Annotated in this window: 11 protein-coding genes; 3 read left to right on the top strand and 8 right to left on the bottom strand. The window is 62.3% G+C overall.

The window, feature by feature from the left end; translation table 11 throughout:
* Positions 1 to 696: 696 nt before the first annotated feature.
* The 5 genes from AC3WMV_RS14185 to pvdM all read right to left on the bottom strand — a co-directional run bounded on the left by AC3WMV_RS14185 (position 697) and on the right by pvdM (position 8676).
* The gene (locus AC3WMV_RS14185) at positions 697 to 3159 is read right to left on the bottom strand and encodes a TonB-dependent siderophore receptor (protein ID WP_103369042.1); all 2463 of its coding nucleotides are present in this window, start codon (positions 3157 to 3159) and stop codon (positions 697 to 699) included.
* A gap of 116 nt (positions 3160 to 3275) precedes the next feature.
* On the bottom strand, positions 3276 to 4925 hold the full coding sequence (locus AC3WMV_RS14180) for a cyclic peptide export ABC transporter (protein ID WP_007968743.1): 1650 nt from the start codon (positions 4923 to 4925) through the stop codon (positions 3276 to 3278).
* Between the two features lie 147 nt (positions 4926 to 5072).
* Complete coding sequence (gene pvdO / locus AC3WMV_RS14175; RefSeq protein WP_103369043.1) at positions 5073 to 5990, bottom strand: dihydropyoverdine dehydrogenase; 918 nt, start codon at positions 5988 to 5990, stop codon at positions 5073 to 5075.
* A 38-nt stretch (positions 5991 to 6028) separates the two neighbouring features.
* A complete protein-coding gene (gene pvdN, locus AC3WMV_RS14170) occupies positions 6029 to 7309 on the bottom strand; it encodes a pyoverdine-tailoring periplasmic protein PvdN (RefSeq protein WP_103369044.1) in 1281 nt (426 codons plus the stop codon).
* Positions 7306 to 8676: a pyoverdine-tailoring dipeptidase-like protein PvdM gene (gene pvdM / locus AC3WMV_RS14165; RefSeq protein WP_103369045.1), complete on the bottom strand. Its 1371-nt coding sequence runs from the start codon at positions 8674 to 8676 to the stop codon at positions 7306 to 7308. Before pvdM ends, pvdN begins: the two co-directional genes overlap by 4 nt.
* A gap of 320 nt (positions 8677 to 8996) precedes the next feature.
* Here pvdM and pvdP point away from each other — a divergent pair, with 320 nt between their 5' ends.
* Positions 8997 to 10616: a pyoverdine maturation tyrosinase PvdP gene (gene pvdP / locus AC3WMV_RS14160; RefSeq protein WP_103369046.1), complete on the top strand. Its 1620-nt coding sequence runs from the start codon at positions 8997 to 8999 to the stop codon at positions 10614 to 10616.
* A gap of 163 nt (positions 10617 to 10779) precedes the next feature.
* On the opposite strand, the gene AC3WMV_RS14155 is transcribed toward pvdP, so the two are convergent.
* Genes AC3WMV_RS14155 through AC3WMV_RS14145 form a run of 3 tightly spaced genes read right to left on the bottom strand, consistent with a single transcriptional unit; the run spans position 10780 to position 15325 of the window.
* Positions 10780 to 12171, bottom strand: a complete 1392-nt coding sequence (locus tag AC3WMV_RS14155; RefSeq protein WP_103369047.1) for an efflux transporter outer membrane subunit — start codon at positions 12169 to 12171, stop codon at positions 10780 to 10782.
* A gap of 7 nt (positions 12172 to 12178) precedes the next feature.
* Positions 12179 to 14152 carry a MacB family efflux pump subunit gene (locus AC3WMV_RS14150; RefSeq protein ID WP_103369048.1) on the bottom strand — a complete coding sequence of 658 codons (1974 nt, stop codon included), beginning with the start codon at positions 14150 to 14152 and terminating at the stop codon, positions 12179 to 12181.
* Positions 14153 to 15325 carry an efflux RND transporter periplasmic adaptor subunit gene (locus AC3WMV_RS14145; RefSeq protein WP_103369049.1) on the bottom strand — a complete coding sequence of 391 codons (1173 nt, stop codon included), beginning with the start codon at positions 15323 to 15325 and terminating at the stop codon, positions 14153 to 14155.
* A gap of 320 nt (positions 15326 to 15645) precedes the next feature.
* On the opposite strand from AC3WMV_RS14145, the gene AC3WMV_RS14140 reads away from it, so the two are divergent.
* Both AC3WMV_RS14140 and AC3WMV_RS14135 read left to right on the top strand, forming a co-directional pair.
* Positions 15646 to 16128 carry a sigma-70 family RNA polymerase sigma factor gene (locus tag AC3WMV_RS14140; RefSeq protein WP_027614027.1) on the top strand — a complete coding sequence of 161 codons (483 nt, stop codon included), beginning with the start codon at positions 15646 to 15648 and terminating at the stop codon, positions 16126 to 16128.
* A 134-nt stretch (positions 16129 to 16262) separates the two neighbouring features.
* Positions 16263 to 17597 carry a lysine N(6)-hydroxylase/L-ornithine N(5)-oxygenase family protein gene (locus AC3WMV_RS14135; protein ID WP_103369050.1) on the top strand — a complete coding sequence of 445 codons (1335 nt, stop codon included), beginning with the start codon at positions 16263 to 16265 and terminating at the stop codon, positions 17595 to 17597.
* The last annotated feature ends 206 nt before the right edge of the window (positions 17598 to 17803 follow it).

The raw sequence follows: 17803 nt of genomic DNA, 5'->3' as shown, positions 1-17803 counted from the left end.
AGTCTCTAACTGACCACACCCCATCCCCCTGTGGGAGTGAGCTTGCTCGCGAAGGCGGCCTGACAGCCGACCAAACTCCAACTGAATGCACTCAATCCAACTGTGGGAGCGGGCTTGCTCGCGAAGGCGGCCTGCCAGCCGACCAAACTCCAACTGAATGCACTCAATCCAACTGTGGGAGCGGGCTTGCTCGCGAAGGCGGCCTGCCAGTCGACCAAACTCCAACTGAAAACACCCAATCCTACGCAGGAGCTGCCGAAGGCTGCGATCTTTTGATCTGCTTTGGCTTTGGCTTTGGCTTTGGCTTTGGCTCTTGATGTGGCTTTTGATCTTCAGCCCCTTCGGCAGGCCGAGCGTAGGTGTTCATCCGGGGGATAGGCGCGCAGCGCCATGCGGCGGAGCCGCATACATCGAGAGGAGGTGCAGCGAAGCAAACCGGAGGCGATGCCCCCGGATGGACACCGTAGCGAGGGAACACTGAGCCTCAGCGAAGTGCCGTACGCCGGGGCAAAGCCTTTTGGGTTACCTTTTCGGCGTCTGGAAAAGGTGACTCGCTGTAAGAGCGAAACCGCCAGCGGCAGCACCCGCAGAAACGGATATACACCCAAAACCCCAAGAGCCTGGTCGGCCCAAAGGCCGCCAAGTCCCCAAAAAAAACGCCAGCAAATGCCGGCGTTTCAGTGAGCGCTAAACGTATTACCAGTTATAGGTCACGTCAGCAGTCATGGTCCGGCCTTCGCCGTAATAGCAGTCGAGGGTACCGTTGCACGCGGCCACGTATTTCTCGTCGGTGAGGTTCTGCAGGTTGGCTTGCAGTTTCACGCCTTTGACATGCAACGGCGATTTTTCCAGGTCGTAGGAGACCATGGCGTCATACACGGTGTAGGACGGAATCTGGAACGAGTCCGACTCATAATCCGAACCGTAGCTGCTGCGCACGTAGCGGGCGCCCAGGCCCATGCCGAAACCGGCGAGGGCGGTGGAAATGTCGAAGTCGTAGTTGACCCACGCGGAGGCGGTCAGCGGTGGACGCATGGCCAGAGTGCGACCTTCGCGACCGTCGTTGTCCTTCTCCCACTTGGTCTGGTTACGCGACACTGCCGCCAGCACGCGCAGGTTGCGGGTGACGTTGACCTTGCCTTCCAGCTCGATACCGCGCGAACGCACGGAGCCGCTCTGGGTGCTGAAGCCCGGGTTGTTGAGGTCGGTGGTGAGCATATTGTCCTGGTCGATCTGGTACGCCGACAGCTGAATGAAGCCGTCGATCGACTTCGGCTCGTACTTGACGCCGACTTCGTACTGCTTGCCGGTGGTCGGTTCGAAGGCGCCGCCGCTCATGTCGGTACCGGTCTGCGGCAGGAACGATTCGGCGTAGCTGACGTACGGCGTGATGCCGTTGTCGAACTCGTAGCCCAGGCCGGCACGACCGGTGAACTTCTCGTCTTTCTGGTTGCTGTGGCCGCCGCTCAGCGGTTGCTTGTTGTCGGTTTCGGCGAAGTCATAACGACCGCCGAGGGTCAGGAACCACTGGTTCCAGCGCAGTTGATCCTGAGCGTACAGGCCGGTCTGAGTAATGGTGTTGTCCCATTTGTACGGCTGACGGAAATTGATCTGGCTGCCATACACCGGGTTGTACAGATCCAGACCTGGAGCGGTGCGGTCGTACAGGCCGAGGAATTTCGAATTGTAGTGGTAGTAGTCCACGCCCAGCAGCACGGTGTGCTCGACGTCGGCGGTGTGGAACTTGGCCTGGGCGATGTTATCGATGCCGTAGACCTTGTTGTGCTGCGACCAGTCCACGCCGTAACGGGTCTGGTAGCTGCCGTCGTTGAGACCGGTGACCGGGTTGGTCGGGAACGCATAACCGTGCAGCGGCGCCACGTACTGGTCGTTGATGTCGGCGTAACGCGCGTTCTGCTTCAGGGTCCAGACGTCGTTGAGTTCGTGGGCGATCTCGTAACCGACCACGAACTGTTCGCGATGGTACTTGTTCACGTCCGGCTCGCCGAGGAACAGGCTGCGGCTGATGCGCCCGGCCTGGCTGCGATGTACGGTGCCGTTGGCGGGCAGGCCCTGGGCTTCCGGTACGTCGTGGTCTTTCTGGTACTGACCGAACACGGTGATGGTGGTCTGGTCGTTGGGCAGCCAGGTCAGGCTGGGCGCCAGCAGCATGCGGTTCTGGCTGGCGTAGTCGATGGCCGAGCCGCTGTCGTTGACCACACCGGTCAGGCGATAGAGGAATTCGCCCTGATCGTCGATCGGGCCGCCGAGGTCGAAGGCACCGTACTTGCGGTCATAGCTGCCGCCACCGAGCTTCACTTCGTGCAGCGGGGTCGCGGTCGGACGCTTGCTGACCATGTTGACGATGCCGCCCGGCTGGTTCTGGCCGTACAGCACCGAGGCCGGGCCCTTGAGCACTTCGACGCGCTCCAGGGTGTACGGGTCGATCTGCAGCGAACCGCCGGTGCTGCCGCCGCCGTAAGGCATGTGCAGGCCGTCGAGGTACAGCGGAGTAGGGGAGAAACCACGGGAGGTCGGTTCGTCGAAGATCTTCACCCGATCCGAGAAACCGCCGCCGGTCATGCCGGGCGTGTATTGCAGGGCCTCGGTGACGGTCTTCGAGCCGCGCATCTTGATTTCGTCTTGAGTGACGACGTTGATGGTCTGCGGGATTTCCTTGAGCGACGAATCGGTCTTCGAACCGGTGGCGCTGCGCTTGGCGACGATCCCGTCTACCGGGCCCCAGGCCGATTCGGCGGTGGCGGAAATGCTGGTCGGGGCCAGATCGAGGCTGGCACCGCCGGTGCTGCGCGAACGCAAGGCGACGTTGTTGCCTTCGACGCTGTAGGCGATGTTGGTGCCTTGCAGCAGTTGCGCGATGGCGGCGGTCGGTTCCAGGTTGCCACTGACGGCGCTGCTGCGCAGGCCGCTGACTTCATCCGGGCTGTAAAGCACTTGGAGGTTGGTCTGGCGACCGAATTCCTGCAACGCGCTCCCCAGCGACTGTGCAGGAATATTGATCGCCACGGCGGCGGCCTGGGCCTGGCCGATCATCGGCACAGTCAGGGCCATGGCGCAGAAGGCTGGCAAGGTGCAACGGAAGGAGCGGCGGATCAGCAGGGCCTTGGCGAGCGGGTGGAGTCCGTGCGGTGCGGGCATTGTTCTTCTACTCTTCAAAGTGTTGACTGAGAACTATTTCTATTAACTGTTAGTAAGACGTTGAGCCTTCCGAAAACCGGAAAGCTCAACGCCATTTTTTTACAAAATTTTCACAGTCAGGCGGGTTGCAGCTCAGTGACCACTTTGCCGGCGCTCATGCGCACCAGTTGGTCGGCGACATCGAAGTAACGATCGTCGTGGGAAATGACGATGATGGTCTTGCCCAGACGCTTCAGGTCCGGCAGCAGCTCGGTGTAGAAAATTCGCCGGAAAGTCGGGTCCTGATCGGCGGCCCACTCGTCGAACACCAGCACCGGACGCTCTTCCAGCCAGGCGTTGATCAGGGCCAGACGCTTGCGCTGGCCGGTGGACAGGTCGGTGGTGGTGAACGAGCCGTCACGCACGCTGACCTTGTGCGCAATTTCCAGACGCTCCAGGTATTGGTTGGCGTCTTCCGGGATATGGGTGTCACCCTGGACCACGTCGTCGAACAGGTAATAGTCGGCGAAGATCGTGGTGAACAACTGGCGGTAATCGTCGCGGTTGGCGGCATCGACGAGCTGCTGATTGAGGCGGATTTCGCCTTGCTGTGGCGCGTACAGGCCCAGCAGCAACTTGATCAGCGTGGTCTTGCCGCAGCCATTTTCGCCGACGATGAAAATGATGTCGCCCTGTTCGATTTTCAGGTTCACCGGTCCCAACCGGAACGGCTTGGCGCCTTCTACCGTCGGGAAACTGTACGAGACATCGGTCAGTTCCAGGCTGTGCACCGGGGTTTTTTGATGGCCCTGGTCGCTGAGCAGCAGGTGCGGCTCGGGCGAGGAGAATTGCTCGGACAGATCGGCGATCCGGCGGAACGCGATTTGCGCACGACTGACGATCGGCAGGGTGCCGATGATGTGTTCCAGCGGCCCTTTCATGTACAGCAGCACCAGCACGAAGCCGCTCATCACCGCTTTGTCGGCGCTCGGCCACAGCGATTGCAGGCCCAGCGCCAGGCCGATCACCACGAAGAACAGCATCGAACCCAAGGTCTTGGCGACCACAAAAATGTTCACCGAACGCACCTGCGTGTCGCAGATCTTGTCGGCCGTGCCTTCGATGCCCGAGACGAACATGCGATGCCGGCGCGGGCGGTGGATGCGCAGTTCCTTGGCGCCCTCGGCGACCGCGTGGTAGTGCTTCTGCAACTCGTCTTCGTAGTCGCGGGCCTTGAGGAATCCCTGCATGCCGCGCCCGCGTGCGATGTACTGAATGACCGTGCCGATCAGGATCGCCACCGCCATCATCAGGAACATCGGCCACGACAACATCGCCAGGTAGCCCATGCAACCGAGGGTCACGGTCAGGGAAATCGCCAGCGGCGCAAAGGCGAAAGCGAAGTCGCTGATGGTGTCGACGTCGTGGGTCAGCACCGGAATCAGCCGATGGCTGCGATAGCGCTCGATCTGCTCGATCGGCGCCGAGAGGACTTTCTCGCCCAGCTCTTTGCGCAATTTGGCGATGATGTGCTGGCCGACGAAATTGGTGCCGATGTCGGAAAAGATCGAGCTGGTCAGCGCCAGCAGGCACAGGCCGGCAAACACCGCGACCATCGTGCTGGTCAGTGCGCCCTCGGCGTGCAGCACGTTGTTGATGGTCGCCAGCAGCGCGGTGACGCTCAGGCCACCGACCATGCCGAGCAGGATCGACACGCTGACGATCAGTCGAAAGGGTTTGAGCAGGGCGAACAATTCATTGATCACCCCGCGTGTTGGTTTGCTCATGGAGGTTCCCTGCTTGAAGGAGCGGCGAACACCGGCACTGCTCGTGGGGTTCGCCTGGATGACGTAGAGGGCGGTGGGCGCGCCATGGAGGATCGCGCCCACCTGTAGAACGACTGGCAGGACGGCTAATTTAGCCGGGCGATGGCGTTACAGATCGCGGGCGACCCGGAAGCCGATCCAGTCGCCACGGGTGTCGGTGTAGGTGGCGTTGCGGTTGCCCGAGCGCGAGAACACCGGTGCCTCGCCCCAGTCGTTGCCACGGATGCGCCGCACTTCGCACTTGCCGCTCAGCCAGGCACTGCCATCGCTTGGCGCACCTACGTAGTTCTCGTTGTAGCAATCGGCGGTCCACTCATAAATATTGCCGTGCATGTCGTAGACGCCGAAGGCGTTGGCCGGGAAGCTGCCGGCCGGCGCGGTGAAGTTGTAGCCATCGGCGGCGCCGTAGGTGTTGGCGTGTTTGGCGATGCTGTATTCCTTGCCTTCGTCAAACGGGAAAGGGAACGGCCCGGTGCTGCCGGCGCGGGCGGCGTATTCACGCAGCGATTCGCTGACCAGCCGGTATTGCTGGCCGGTCTTCTTCGACAGCCAGGCCACGTACGCTTCGACCTCCGGGAAATCCATGCACACCGCCGGGTGCTTGTCGGTGTACTGCTTGCGCGGGTCGCTGCCCTGATAATCCGGGATCCCGGCCTTGCACGCGCGACCGGGGCGCGTGTCGCCGTCGGGCATCTTGTAGCCGCTGTCCTTGAGGTAGGCGTCCCACTCGCCGCGCAGTATCTGGAAACGGCTGATCGCCAGCGGTTTGGCAAACGTCACCGGGTGCATCGGTCCTTCGTCCGGCTCGCGGCCGACCTCATCCTCCGGGGTGCCCATGGTGAACGTGCCAGTGGGCAGCACGACCATTTCCGGGCAGTCCTTGCAGTCCTTGAACACCTTGCCCGGCGCAGGCGGGGTGGCGGCCTGCGCGGCACCCGGCAGCAGGCCGGCGGCGAGGGCGGTGAGGGCGGTGAGCATCAGCGCCGGCAGCGCCTTCAAGGAAAATCGACGCAGTTCACTGTTCATTGCGAGTCTCGCTAAAAGGAAAAAAAGGAGCGTCCGGGTCAAAGGGCCTGATCGAGCACGCCCAGCAAGCGGTCGATTTGCGCTTCGTCGTTGAGCAGCCCCGGTGCGGTACGGATCACCGGGCCGACGTCACGGTGCACGGCATCGGCCACCACGCGGTTGGCCATCAGGTGCGCGGCGATCTTGTCGCTGTCCTTGCCCTTGACCCGGAAGAAGGTGAAACCGGCGGACAGTTCGGGGCTCAGTGGCGTGACCAGTTCGATCTGCGGACGCTGCTGCAGGCGTTGTTTCAGGTAACTGTTGAGCGCGTGAATACGCGCCTCGACCTCGGCCTTGCCCAGCTCAAGATGCAATTTGAACGCTTCGTCCAGCGCCCAGCGGTGCTCGAACGAGTGGTAGCCGCCGGGCGTCATGGTGGTGGAAAACGCCGTGGCTTCGGAGAACGTCGGAATGATCGGGGTGACGTATCTGACCTCGGCGAAGCGGCTGCAGACGATGCCGGTGCCACGTGGGCCGAACATCCACTTGTGGGTGCCGGCGATGAAGAAGTCGCAGTTCATCTGCGCGAAGTTCAGGTTGTCCACGCCGAAGCCATGCACCCCGTCGACCACGTAAACGATGCGGTCAGCGTCGCTGCGACCGCGGTTGTGCTGGTCGACGATGGCGCCGATTTCACCGATGGGCAGTTTCATGCCGCTGCCCGAATGCACCCAGCACATGCCCAGCACCCGGGTTTCGGGGCGGATGGCGCCGTCGATGGCAGCAAGGATTTCTGCCTTGCTGGCGCTGTACGAATCCTTGAACAGGCGAATTTTGCGCACCCGGGTGCTGTCGCGTTCGCTACGCAGGGCGAGGATGGTGTGGGTCGCGTAGTGCTCGTGCTCGGTGGTGAGGATTTCCTGATCGGGGCGCACGTGCACGCCGCCGTAGATCGTCGCCAGACCTTCGGTGGTGCTGCCGGTCAGGGCGATCTGTTTGGCGTCGGCTTGCAGGTAGCGTCCGGCCCAGACCCGCACGTTCTCCTCGCGCTGTTCGATCACGCCGAGGTCCCAATCCATGGCCAGGCCGGGATTTTTGTCGAGGGCGGCGCGGTGCCGCTCAATCGCCTCGCGCACTGGTTTGGGGTGCGAGGTAATCAGGAAATTGGAGAAGTGCAGATACGCCGGATCCTGGTCGAACAGCTGCTGCAACCGCGTCCACTTGTTGCCGGTCACGGGCGCGGCGTTCGCGGCACCGGCGACATTCGGCAGGCTCGCGCCCAGTGGCAGCGCCGCCGCGAGAATCCCCGCCTGCTTCAAGAACTCACGACGATTGCTCATGGCTTGGCAGTTCCCGGCGCGGCGGCCAGTGCCGGTTTCGCGGCTTTCTCGACCTGATCCCAGACCCGCAGGAAGTTGCCGCCCCAGAGCTTGGCGATGTCCGCTTCGGAGTAACCTCGTGAGATCAGCTCGGCGGTGACGTTGCGAATTTCGCCGACGTTCTCGAAGCCTTTGACGCCACCACCTTCGTTGAAGTCGGAGCTGATGCCGACATGGTCGATGCCGATCTTGCGCACCGCGTAATCGATGGCATCGCCCAGATCCTTGAGGCTGGCTTTCGGTTCTTCTTCGAGGATGCCGTACAGGCGGCTGGCGTACTGGCCGAACTTCTGCTCGGACCACGCCGCAATGATCGGGTCGCCCGGCATCAGCGCCATCGCCAGGTTCGGCAGCGGCGGCAGGTCGAAGTCCTTGCGCATCTCGTTGAGCTTGTCCTGGGTTTGCTGGGTGAGCGGACGCAGGTACTGCGAGAACGCGACGATCTGCACCACGCCGCCGCTGTTTTTGATCAGCTGCATTTCCTTGTCGCTGAGGTTGCGCGGAATGTCGACCATCGCACGTGGCGCCGAATGCGAGGCTACCAGCGGCGTGCGGCTCAGTTGCGCAACTTGTTCGAGGGCTTTGGTCGACATTTGCGAGACGTCGATGATCACGCCCAGATCGTTGAGGCGCTTGACCGCCTGCTTGCCCAGATCCGAGAGGCCGTCGAGGGCGTCCGGCGAATCATTGAGGAATGGCAACGGTCGCGACGAATCCGCCCAGTCGTTGTTGCCGATGTAGCTGAAGCCGAACATGCGCATGCCGCGCGCGGTCCACAGGTCCAGCAGGTTGAGGTCGTGGCCCAGCGGATAGGCGTTGAGCATGCTGATGAAAATCGCGAATTTGCCTTCGCCGTGCAAGCGCCGGAAGTCATCGGGTGTGTAGGCGATGGCCACCTGATTGGGGTAGTCGCGAACCATCCCGGAGATGATCTTGAAGCGGATTTCCTGCTGATTGCGCGCCTCGTCGACGAAGCCGGGTGTCGGCTTGTGCGGAGCGTTCGGGCCGTTCCACATTTCCGGCCAGCCGAAGATGGTCAGCGCGGCGCCGGACAGGCGCCCGCGGTTGGCCTTGGCGAGGTCGAACTGGCCGTCGCCGTCCTTGTCGGCTTCGTGGCCGTCAGTGCCGAAATTTTGCGTCAGGCTGACATGGCTGTCGAAAGAGAGCATGCGTTCGTGCAGCTCATCGGCCTGCTTCATGACTTTGGCCGGGTAGCCGAGGTCGTCCTTGAACCAGTGATGCCACACGGCAAAGCCTGCGCCGGCGCTGATCGCCAGGGCCAACGGCAGGCCGATGAATAGAGCCTTTTTCGAACGTGGTTTTGTCATTGCCATCTCAGTCAGGTTCGCCATCGAGGTGCAGGCGCGGGGGCCTTCGCTATCTGGGAAGAACGAGTGGTTGGCGGCAAAATTTAAGCCTGGTGCTGTGGCGAGGGGATTTATCCCCGATCGAGTGCGAAGCGCTCGCAAAGCCTGCCAGCGCTGTCCCTTCTGGTGTCGCCGCCAGCGTCGGATGGGAGTTGCTTCGCAACTCATCGGGGATGAATCCCCTCGCCACAAGTCATCATCGCCGGGCGCGTTAAATTTGTCGGGGCAACAAACGTTCTAGCTTGGATAAAGCCTGCTTCATGGCTGACACAGGTAGGGCAATGAAGATTTCTCGACGATGGTTCATGGCGGGCCTGGCGCTGACCGGCGCTGCCGTGCCTGCGGCGTATTTCGGGCATCGTGAATGGACGAAGCCGGACCCGACGATCACCCCGGGCGAAGCGTCTTTCGACGTCGCCGACATGGCCGGACAGCGCCTGGCGAATGCGTTGCGCGGGGTGTGGGATATCCGTTTCGAAGGTGCCGATGCCGGCCTCGAGGGCTTGCCGCTCAAGGGTCTGCAAGTGTTTCTCGACATCGGCCAGAAGGGGCGCGGCGTGTGCGGTTTTCTCGACACGCCCGAGCGCCTGCGCTCCGCTGAAACACCGCGTTATCGAATTCTGGGCGACCTCGCGATAGCCGATGCGGCGAAGTTGAGTTGGCGCCTGATCGGTGCCGACGGCCAGATCAGCTATGAGCTGGAGATGATCCTCGATGAGGTCTGGGCCGACTTCGGCAATGCCGGCAGTGGCACCCTCAGCGGCAAGGCTTTGCGCCTGGATCGAGCGCTGGCCTTGCCGGAGCAGGACAACCGCTTCGTCGCCGTCAAGCGGCTGTTTCCCGAAGCGCGCGAGCGCACGCCGCTCAACCCGACGTTGCTGGCGTGGCTTATCTCTCCCGAGCATCGCCTGTTTCACCAGTTGTGGCATGCGACCCGGGACAAGTGGCACAAACTGCCCGAGGACAAACGCGAAGCCTTGCGCGGCATTGGCTGGCAGCCCGGCCCGCGCGACAAGGAGCGCGATGCCCGTGGCCCGCGCAAGGATCGCAATGGCTCGGGCGTGGACTTTTTCTTCATGCACCGGCACATGCTCGGGACGGCGCGCTCGATGCAGGAATTGCCATCCTGGGAGTTTTTCCCGCTGCCGCAGCCGGAGCTGATCCGCGACCGCGTCGGCTTCGCCCGCTATTTCGACAACCACGACGGCACGGCCTTGCCGCCGACCTGGACAGCGGCGGGTGATGACGAATTCAGCCAGTGGGTCAGCGACATCAAGACTGCCGAGACTTACGAAAGCAACTTTCAGGTCTGGGAGTCGCAGTACCGCGATCCGGCGTATCTGGCCCGGCTTACCCTCGGCCAGTTCGGCTCCGAAGTCGAGTTGGGCCTGCATGACTGGCTGCACATGCGCTGGGCCTCCGTGCCACGCGATCCGTCCAACGGTCAGCCGGTGCCATTTGCCCGCGATCCGGCGGACTTCGCGGCCCGCTGGTACAACGCCGAGAACGATTTCCTCGGCGATCCGTTTTCTTCCCACGTCAACCCGACGTTCTGGCATTTCCATGGCTGGATCGATGATCGCATCGAGGACTGGTTCCGCGCCCATGAGCGCTTCCATCCGGGTGAAGTCACGCGGCTGCAGGTCAATGGCGTGCCATGGTTTGCCCCAGGCCGCTGGGTAGAAGTCGACGACCCGTGGCTCGGGCCGATCACCCATGGTTGCAGTACCACGCCGGGATTGCAGGTGGGCAAGTCGGTGGAGATGGATCCGGAAACCATGAAGCTGGCGCTGCGCATCACCTTCATCACCGACGAGGAAAAACTCGCCGGCCTGTTCCGCCGCGTGCCGCAACGGCCATGGTATGCGCGCAATCTGAAGCCTAAAACCAGCCCGACTTGAGGGCTGCGTTATCGTTCTTCGCGAGCAAGCCCGCTCCCACAGGGTTATGTGTCAGACAATAATGTCCGGGCTGACCCCTGCATGAGAACGCATTCTTACTGATGGAACGCGTTCAAATGTGGGAGCGGGCTTGCTCGCGAAAGCAATCTGTCAAACGCTGCAATTACCGGGCCTGCCAACCCCCACCCAACGCCTTGTACAACGCAATGCTCGCCTGCACTCGTGACAGCCGTAGTTGTGCATGTTGATCCTGGGCCGCGTACAGCGTGCGCTGGGTTTCCAACACGGTCAGCAAGTCTTCAGCGCCGGCCTGGTAGCGGCTCTGGGCGATGTCGAATGCGTTCTGCGCCTGATTCAGTTCTTCGTTCTGCCACAACCGCTGCTCATCCAGGCGGCGAATGCTGTTGAGCGCTTTTTCCACATCGGCGAAACCGTTGATGATCGCCCCACGGTAAGTTTCCAGCAGCTCTTGCTGGCGCGCAGAGGCCTTGTCGCGTTCAGCGCCGAGGCGACCGTTATTGAAAATCGGTGCGACCAGTCCGGCGGTCAGGTTGTAGAAAGGGCTGCGAATCAAATCGTCGAACTGATTGGCGCCCGAGCCGAGTTGGGCGGTCAGGGTCAGTGCCGGCAACATGGCCGCGCGAGCGACTTTGACGTCTGCCTCGGCGGCGGCCAGCTGTGCTTCGGCGCGTGCGATGTCCGGACGATGCGTGAGCAACTCGCTGGGCACGCCGGCGGCGATGTCTGGCCATTGCAGGTGATCGAAGGACTCTGTCGCCGACAGTTGCTGCACCGGTCGACCAAGCAGGGCGGCGAGGCTGATCAGCGCGTCCTGGGCTTGCTGTTGCACGCGCGGCAGTTGCCATTGCTGGGCCGCGACCAGGCTCTTCTGTTGCGCCAGTTCCAACGCAGTTGCCGAGCCTGAATCAAACCGCGTCTGCAACAGTTTCAGCACGCTTTGCGCGTTGGCCAGATTGAGTTCGGCGATGCGGCTCTGCTCGCGCAGCGACAAGGTTTGCGCATACGTGCTGGCAACGCCGCTGAGCAATGTCAGCTCGACCGTCGCCCGGTCGAATTCGCTGGCCTGCAGAGCGAACTGCGCACTGTCGCGCGATGCGCGTTTGCCGCCCCAGAAATCGATTTCGTAAGTGGCGCTCAGGTTGGTATCGAAATAGTCCACCGCCTTGTTGCTGCTGTTGGCATCGAGTTGGCTGTAGCCATTGCCGCGCAGCAGTTTCTGCCGATTGGCATTCAGTCCGGCCTTGACCTCCGGCAACTGTGAGCCGCCAGCGATGACGGTGGCCGCCTGCGCCTGACGCACGCGAGCAACGGCGGCCGCGAGGTCGAAACTGCCGACGCGAGCCTGTTCGATCAGACGATCCAGTTCCGGGCTGCCAAATTGCGTCCACCACTGCGGGTTGTTGCGGGCAACGCTGGCGCCATGGGGCGACTGCCAGGCAGCTGGCGTTTGCACGCCACTGTCCGGGCGTTGAACGGGACTGCCGCAGGCACTGAGGATCAGGCACACGGTCAACAGGCTGAGGCGCGGTTTCATAGATCGATCATTCACTGGTAAGGGCCGTGACCGGGTCGAGCCGGGCAGCTTTGCGGGCAGGCATGAAGCCGAAGACAACACCGGTGACCAGGGCGCAGCCGAACGCGCCGAGTACCGCCATCAAGGAAAAAGCCACGGCCACTTCGCTGAGGATCAGCACGCCGCCGACGATCAGCGCCAGGGCGATCCCGGCAATGCCGCCGACCACCGAGAGCATCACCGCTTCGGTGAGGAACTGCCGGAGGATGTCGCGCTGGCGGGCGCCGGTGGCCATGCGAATGCCGATCTCGCGAGTCCGCTCGCGCACGGTCATGAGCATGATGTTCATCACGCCGATGCCGCCGACCAGCAGCGAAATCGCCGCAATCGAGCCGAGCATCAGCGACAGGGTGTTCTGGGTGCGGGCCTCGGCCTGGATCATCGCGGCGTTGTTGGTCAGTTCGAAATCCTTCTTGCCGTTGTGCAGGCGCAGCATCAGTTGCTCGATGGCCTGCTCGGTGTCCTTGACCTTGCGCGCGTCGGCGGCGGCGATGGCCACGTATTCCGGATTGCGTGTGCCGAACAGCCGGACGCTGGCCGCCGAATAAGGGATGGCGATGCGATTGTCGCTGTCGGAGTCGCCGGAACTGGCGCCTTTTTCGGCGAGCACGCCGACCACCTGGAACGGCACATTCTCGATCAGGATGAACTGGCCGATCGGGTTCGGCACATCCTTGAGCAGTTTGCTGCGGACTTTGTGGCCGATCACCGCGACGGCTGCAGCATTCTGCTCATCCGCCTCGGTGAAGTAACTGCCTTGCACCACCGGCCAGTTGAAGATCGCCGGGAAGTTGGTGTCGTTGCCGCCGACGTAACTCAGGTGGTCGGCATTGCCGTACCGCACGCCGGCCTCGGCACCGTTGACCGGCATGATCCGCTGCACTTGCGGCAGGCTGGCCAGCGCGTGCACATCGTCGAGGGTGATGATCCCCGGCGGCGTGCGTGGGTTGGGCGCCGAGCCGCTGAGGTAAATAATATTCGAACCGAAGGCGCCCATCTGCGCCATCACCTGGCGTTTGCTGCCTTCACCGACCGCCAGCATGACCACCACCGACGCCACGCCGATGATGATACCGAGCAGGGTCAGTGCGGTGCGAAAGCGGTTGATCCACATCACCCGCCACGCGGCATGCAGAGCGTCCACCAGTTCGCCTTTCCAGGCGCCGGTGGCTTCGGCGCCTTCGATCAGGCGCTTGCGCAGATCCACCGCTTGCAGGGCGCCGGGGTTGGCGCTGGTCTGGGCTTCTGGGTTGTCGCGGGCGCTGTCGCTGATGATCAGGCCGTCGCGGATTTCGATGATGCGTTTGGCCCGGGCTGCGACTTCGCGGTCGTGGGTGATGAGGATCACCACGTGGCCCTGGCTCGCCAGTTCATCGAGCAGCGTCATCACTTCTTTGCCGCTGTGGCTGTCGAGGGCGCCGGTGGGTTCGTCGGCGAGGATGATGTGGCCGCCGTTCATCAACGCCCGGGCAATCGACACCCGTTGCTGTTGGCCACCGGACAACTGATGCGGGCGGTTGCCGGTGCGCGAGGCCAGGCCGAGTCGGTCGAGCAGGGCGGCGGCGCGGGCGTGACGCTCGGCGGCCGGGGTACCGGCATAGATCGCCGGCATCTCGACGTTTTCCTGGGCCGAGCCGGACGGAATCAGGTGATAGCCCTGGAACACAAATCCAAAGGCTTCGCGGCGCAGCCAGGCCAGCTCGTCACTGTCGAGGCCGGCGACATTTTCTCCGGCAAAGCGGTACTCGCCGGACGTCGGCCGATCGAGGCAGCCGAGGATGTTCATCAGGGTCGATTTGCCGGAGCCGGAAGCGCCGACAATCGCCACGAATTCACCGGCGTGGATCGACAGGTCGATGCCGCGCAGCACGTGCACTTCAGGTGCATCGCCACCACCGTAGGATTTGCGAATGTCCTGCAGGTCGATCAGAGGCGTTTGCATTCAGCCTCCGCTGCCGTCGACCGGGCCGATCAACAGGTGATCGCCTTCGTTGAGGCCGTCGACGATCTGCACCTTGAGCCGGTCGCTGATACCGGTGCGCACCTCACGCTGCTGAATCTCGCCGTTGACCGCCACCACCTGAGCGGTTTGCAGGTTGGCGCTGGTGCTGCCGTGCAGCGCGGCGACCGGCGCGGTGAGCACGCCTTTGGCCTGATTGGCGACGAAAAACACCTGGGTGGTCATCTCGGCCATCAAGGCGTTGTCGGCGTTATCGACGTCGAGCAAAACCGTGTACAGCACAACGCGGGCGCTGCCGCTTTTACTGCTGCTGGCTGGGCTGCCGCCGCCCTGGCTGGTCTGGTCCAGCGGCTTGGGTGGCACCGGCAGAATCTGCCGCACGGTGCTGCTCCAGCGCCGCTGGCCACCGCTGAGGGTGGTGAAGTAGGCGGTCATTCCCGGTTTGACGTGACCGATGTCGGCCTCGGAAACCTCGGCCCACACGGTCATCGGTGACAGCTTGGCGATGCGCAGGATCAGCGGCGTCTGCTGTTGCGCGTTGAGGGTCTGGCCTTCGCGGGCGTCGAGGGCAACCACGGTGCCGGCCATCGGCGCGTAGATCCGCGTGTAGCCGAGTTCGGCCTGATCGCTGCGCAGGCTCGCCTCAGCCTGGCGGATCTGCGCCTGGAACATGTCGATGCGCGCCTGAGTGGCTTTCAGTTCGGCGCGGGCGGTTTGCACGTCTTCTTCACGGGTGGCGCCGCCGGCCACGAGATTCTGCTGGCGCTGATATTTCTGCCGCGCCAGTTCATGCTGGGCGCGCTGCTCCTGCAATTGCGCCTTGAGGTTTTCGATCGAGAAGCGCCCGGCGTCGAGTTTGGCCTTCTGCGTGGACGGATCAATCTCCACCAGCAGTTGACCTTCCTTGACCACGTCACCGACTTCGACATGAATTTTCTGGATCTGCCCGGAGGCCTGCGCACCGACATCGACATATCGGCGCGGTTGCAGGGTGCCCAGTGCGGTGACGCTGCTTTCGATGTCGCCACGACTGACTTGCACGGTGGCAAAACGGTCGCGTCCCGGAGGCATGATTTGCCATGCGGCGTAGGCAACAACAGGAATCAGACAAAGGACTGCGAGCAGGGCGCGTCGAGCGGGGCGGGGACGTTTCATGCAGGGTTCCGGCCAGTGGAATTCGGCCCGTTGTCCGGCTGCACGCCACAGCGCGCAGCCGCAGAACGCTGTCGCAGGGCGCGACAGACACGGGGAGCTGTCCTGTAAACGATGAATGCGCGGGGGAATTTAAGCGAAGACACAGGATGTTACAGGTATGGAACGGCACTATTTAGCGGGCAACGACAAACGCCACTTTAAATCTATATGAGAATTACTATAAATTACGCACCTCAGTTGCCACTATCTTGCTACCCGTGTTCGCGGGCCGTCGATCAGTGTGCTCAAGGATCGAATCCGCATCGATGCGGCCGGGAGTCATGTTGGAAAACTACTATCGCGAGCTGGTGTGTTTCCTGAACGCCAAGCTCGGCAACCGTCAGGTCGCCGAAGATGTGGTGCATGACGCTTATGTGCGGGTTCTGGAACGCTCCAGCGACACGCCCATCGAGCAGCCCCGAGCCTTTCTTTATCGCACTGCGTTGAATCTGGTGATCGACGATCATCGGCGCAACGCCTTGCGCCAGGTCGAGCCACTGGAAGTGCTCGACAGCGAAGAGCGCTATTTCACCCCGTCGCCCCATGGCACTCTCGATCACGGCCAGCGTCTGGAGATGCTCCAGCGCGCCCTGGCGGAATTATCGCCGCTGTGCCGCGACAGTTTTCTGCTGCGCAAGATCGAAGGCCTGTCGCACCCGCAGATTGCCGAACAGCTGGGAATTTCCAAGGCACTGGTGGAAAAACACATCGTCAATGCGATGAAGCATTGCCGTCTGCGCATCAAGCAATGGGATGCCCATTGAGCCGCCATCGCTAAATTTTATTTCACTGTCCTCGTTCCTACTCAACAGACGACCTGCTGTCCTGCTCAAGGCCAGTCGGGTCACTTAGGCTCTCCTTTCCCCTTGTTGAGGGGTTCATCCAGAGGACACTGGAAATGACTCAGGCAATTGCATCGCCCATCGTTCACGACCTGATCGGCGTCGGTTTCGGCCCTTCGAACCTGGCGCTGGCCATCGCTCTGCAAGAGCGCGGCCCGACCCACGGCGAGCTGGATGTGCTGTTCCTCGACAAGCAGGCCAACTACAGCTGGCACGGCAACACCCTGTCGACCCAAAGCGAATTGCAGATTTCCTTCCTCAAGGATCTAGTGACCCTGCGCAACCCGACCAGCCCGTACTCGTTCGTCAATTACCTGAAGGCTCACGGCCGTCTGGTGGACTTCATCAACCTTGGCACCTTCTACCCGTGCCGCATGGAGTACAACGACTACCTGCGCTGGGTCGCCGGGCAGTTCACCGAGCAGAGCCGCTATGGCGAAGAAGTGCTGACCATCGAACCGGTGCTGCACAACCATCAGGTTGAAGCGCTGCGCGTGATCTCCCGCGACAGCGAAGGCCAGCAGTTGGTGCGCACTGCGCGTTCGGTGGTGGTCAGCGCCGGCGGCACACCGCGTATTCCGGAGGCGTTCAAGGCGCTGAAGGGTGACAGCCGCGTGTTCCATCACTCGCAGTATCTGTCGCAGATGGCCAGACAGCCGTGTGTGAACAACCAGCCGATGAGCATCGCGATCATCGGCGGCGGGCAGAGCGCGGCGGAAGCCTTTATCGATCTGAACGATTCGTTCCCGTCGGTGCAGGTCGACATGATCCTGCGCGGTTCGGCCCTCAAGCCTGCGGATGACAGCCCGTTCGTCAACGAAGTGTTCTCCCCGGAGTTCACCGATCTGGTGTTCCAGCAAAACAGCGCCGAGCGTGAGCGGCTGGTCAACGAGTACCACAACACCAACTACTCAGTGGTCGACATCGACCTGATCGAGCGCATCTACGGCATCTTCTATCGGCAGAAAGTCTCGGGCATCGCCCGTCATGCGTTCCGTACCCTGACCACAGTGGAAAGTGCCACCGCCACCGAGCGCGGCATCGAACTGGCGGTGCGCAACAACGCCACCGGCGAAGTCACCGTGCGCCTCTATGACGCCGTGGTCCTGGCCACCGGTTACGAGCGGCAGATGCACCGCAAACTGTTGGCACCGCTGGAAGAATACCTCGGTGATTTCGAGGTCGATCGCAACTACAAACTGATCACCGACGAACGCTGCAAGGCCGGTCTGTACATGCAGGGCTTCTGCCAGGCCAGCCATGGTCTGAGTGATACGTTGCTGTCGGTGTTGCCGGTGCGTGCTGACGAGATTGCCGGCTCGCTGTATGAGCATGGCAAGAACCGTGGGCATCGTTCGGTGGCGGATCTGTTGTTGGCGACTGCCAGCTGAATCTGCTTTGCCTGATACACCGCAATCGCTGGCAAGCCAGCTCCCACAAGATCTGTGTCGGATGCAAAACTTGTATTCACTGGAGATTCTTGTGGGAGCGGGCTTGCCCGCGATAGGGCCCTGAAGGCCGGCGAAAAATCTGAATCCTGAACCCTTCCTGAACACCCGCCACATTCCCCGACACACTTCCTTTTGCGGGTTTACTC

The organism is Pseudomonas sp. FW305-3-2-15-E-TSA4 (genome assembly GCF_058787295.1).
This window is presented reverse-complemented; position numbering and strand designations above follow the sequence as displayed.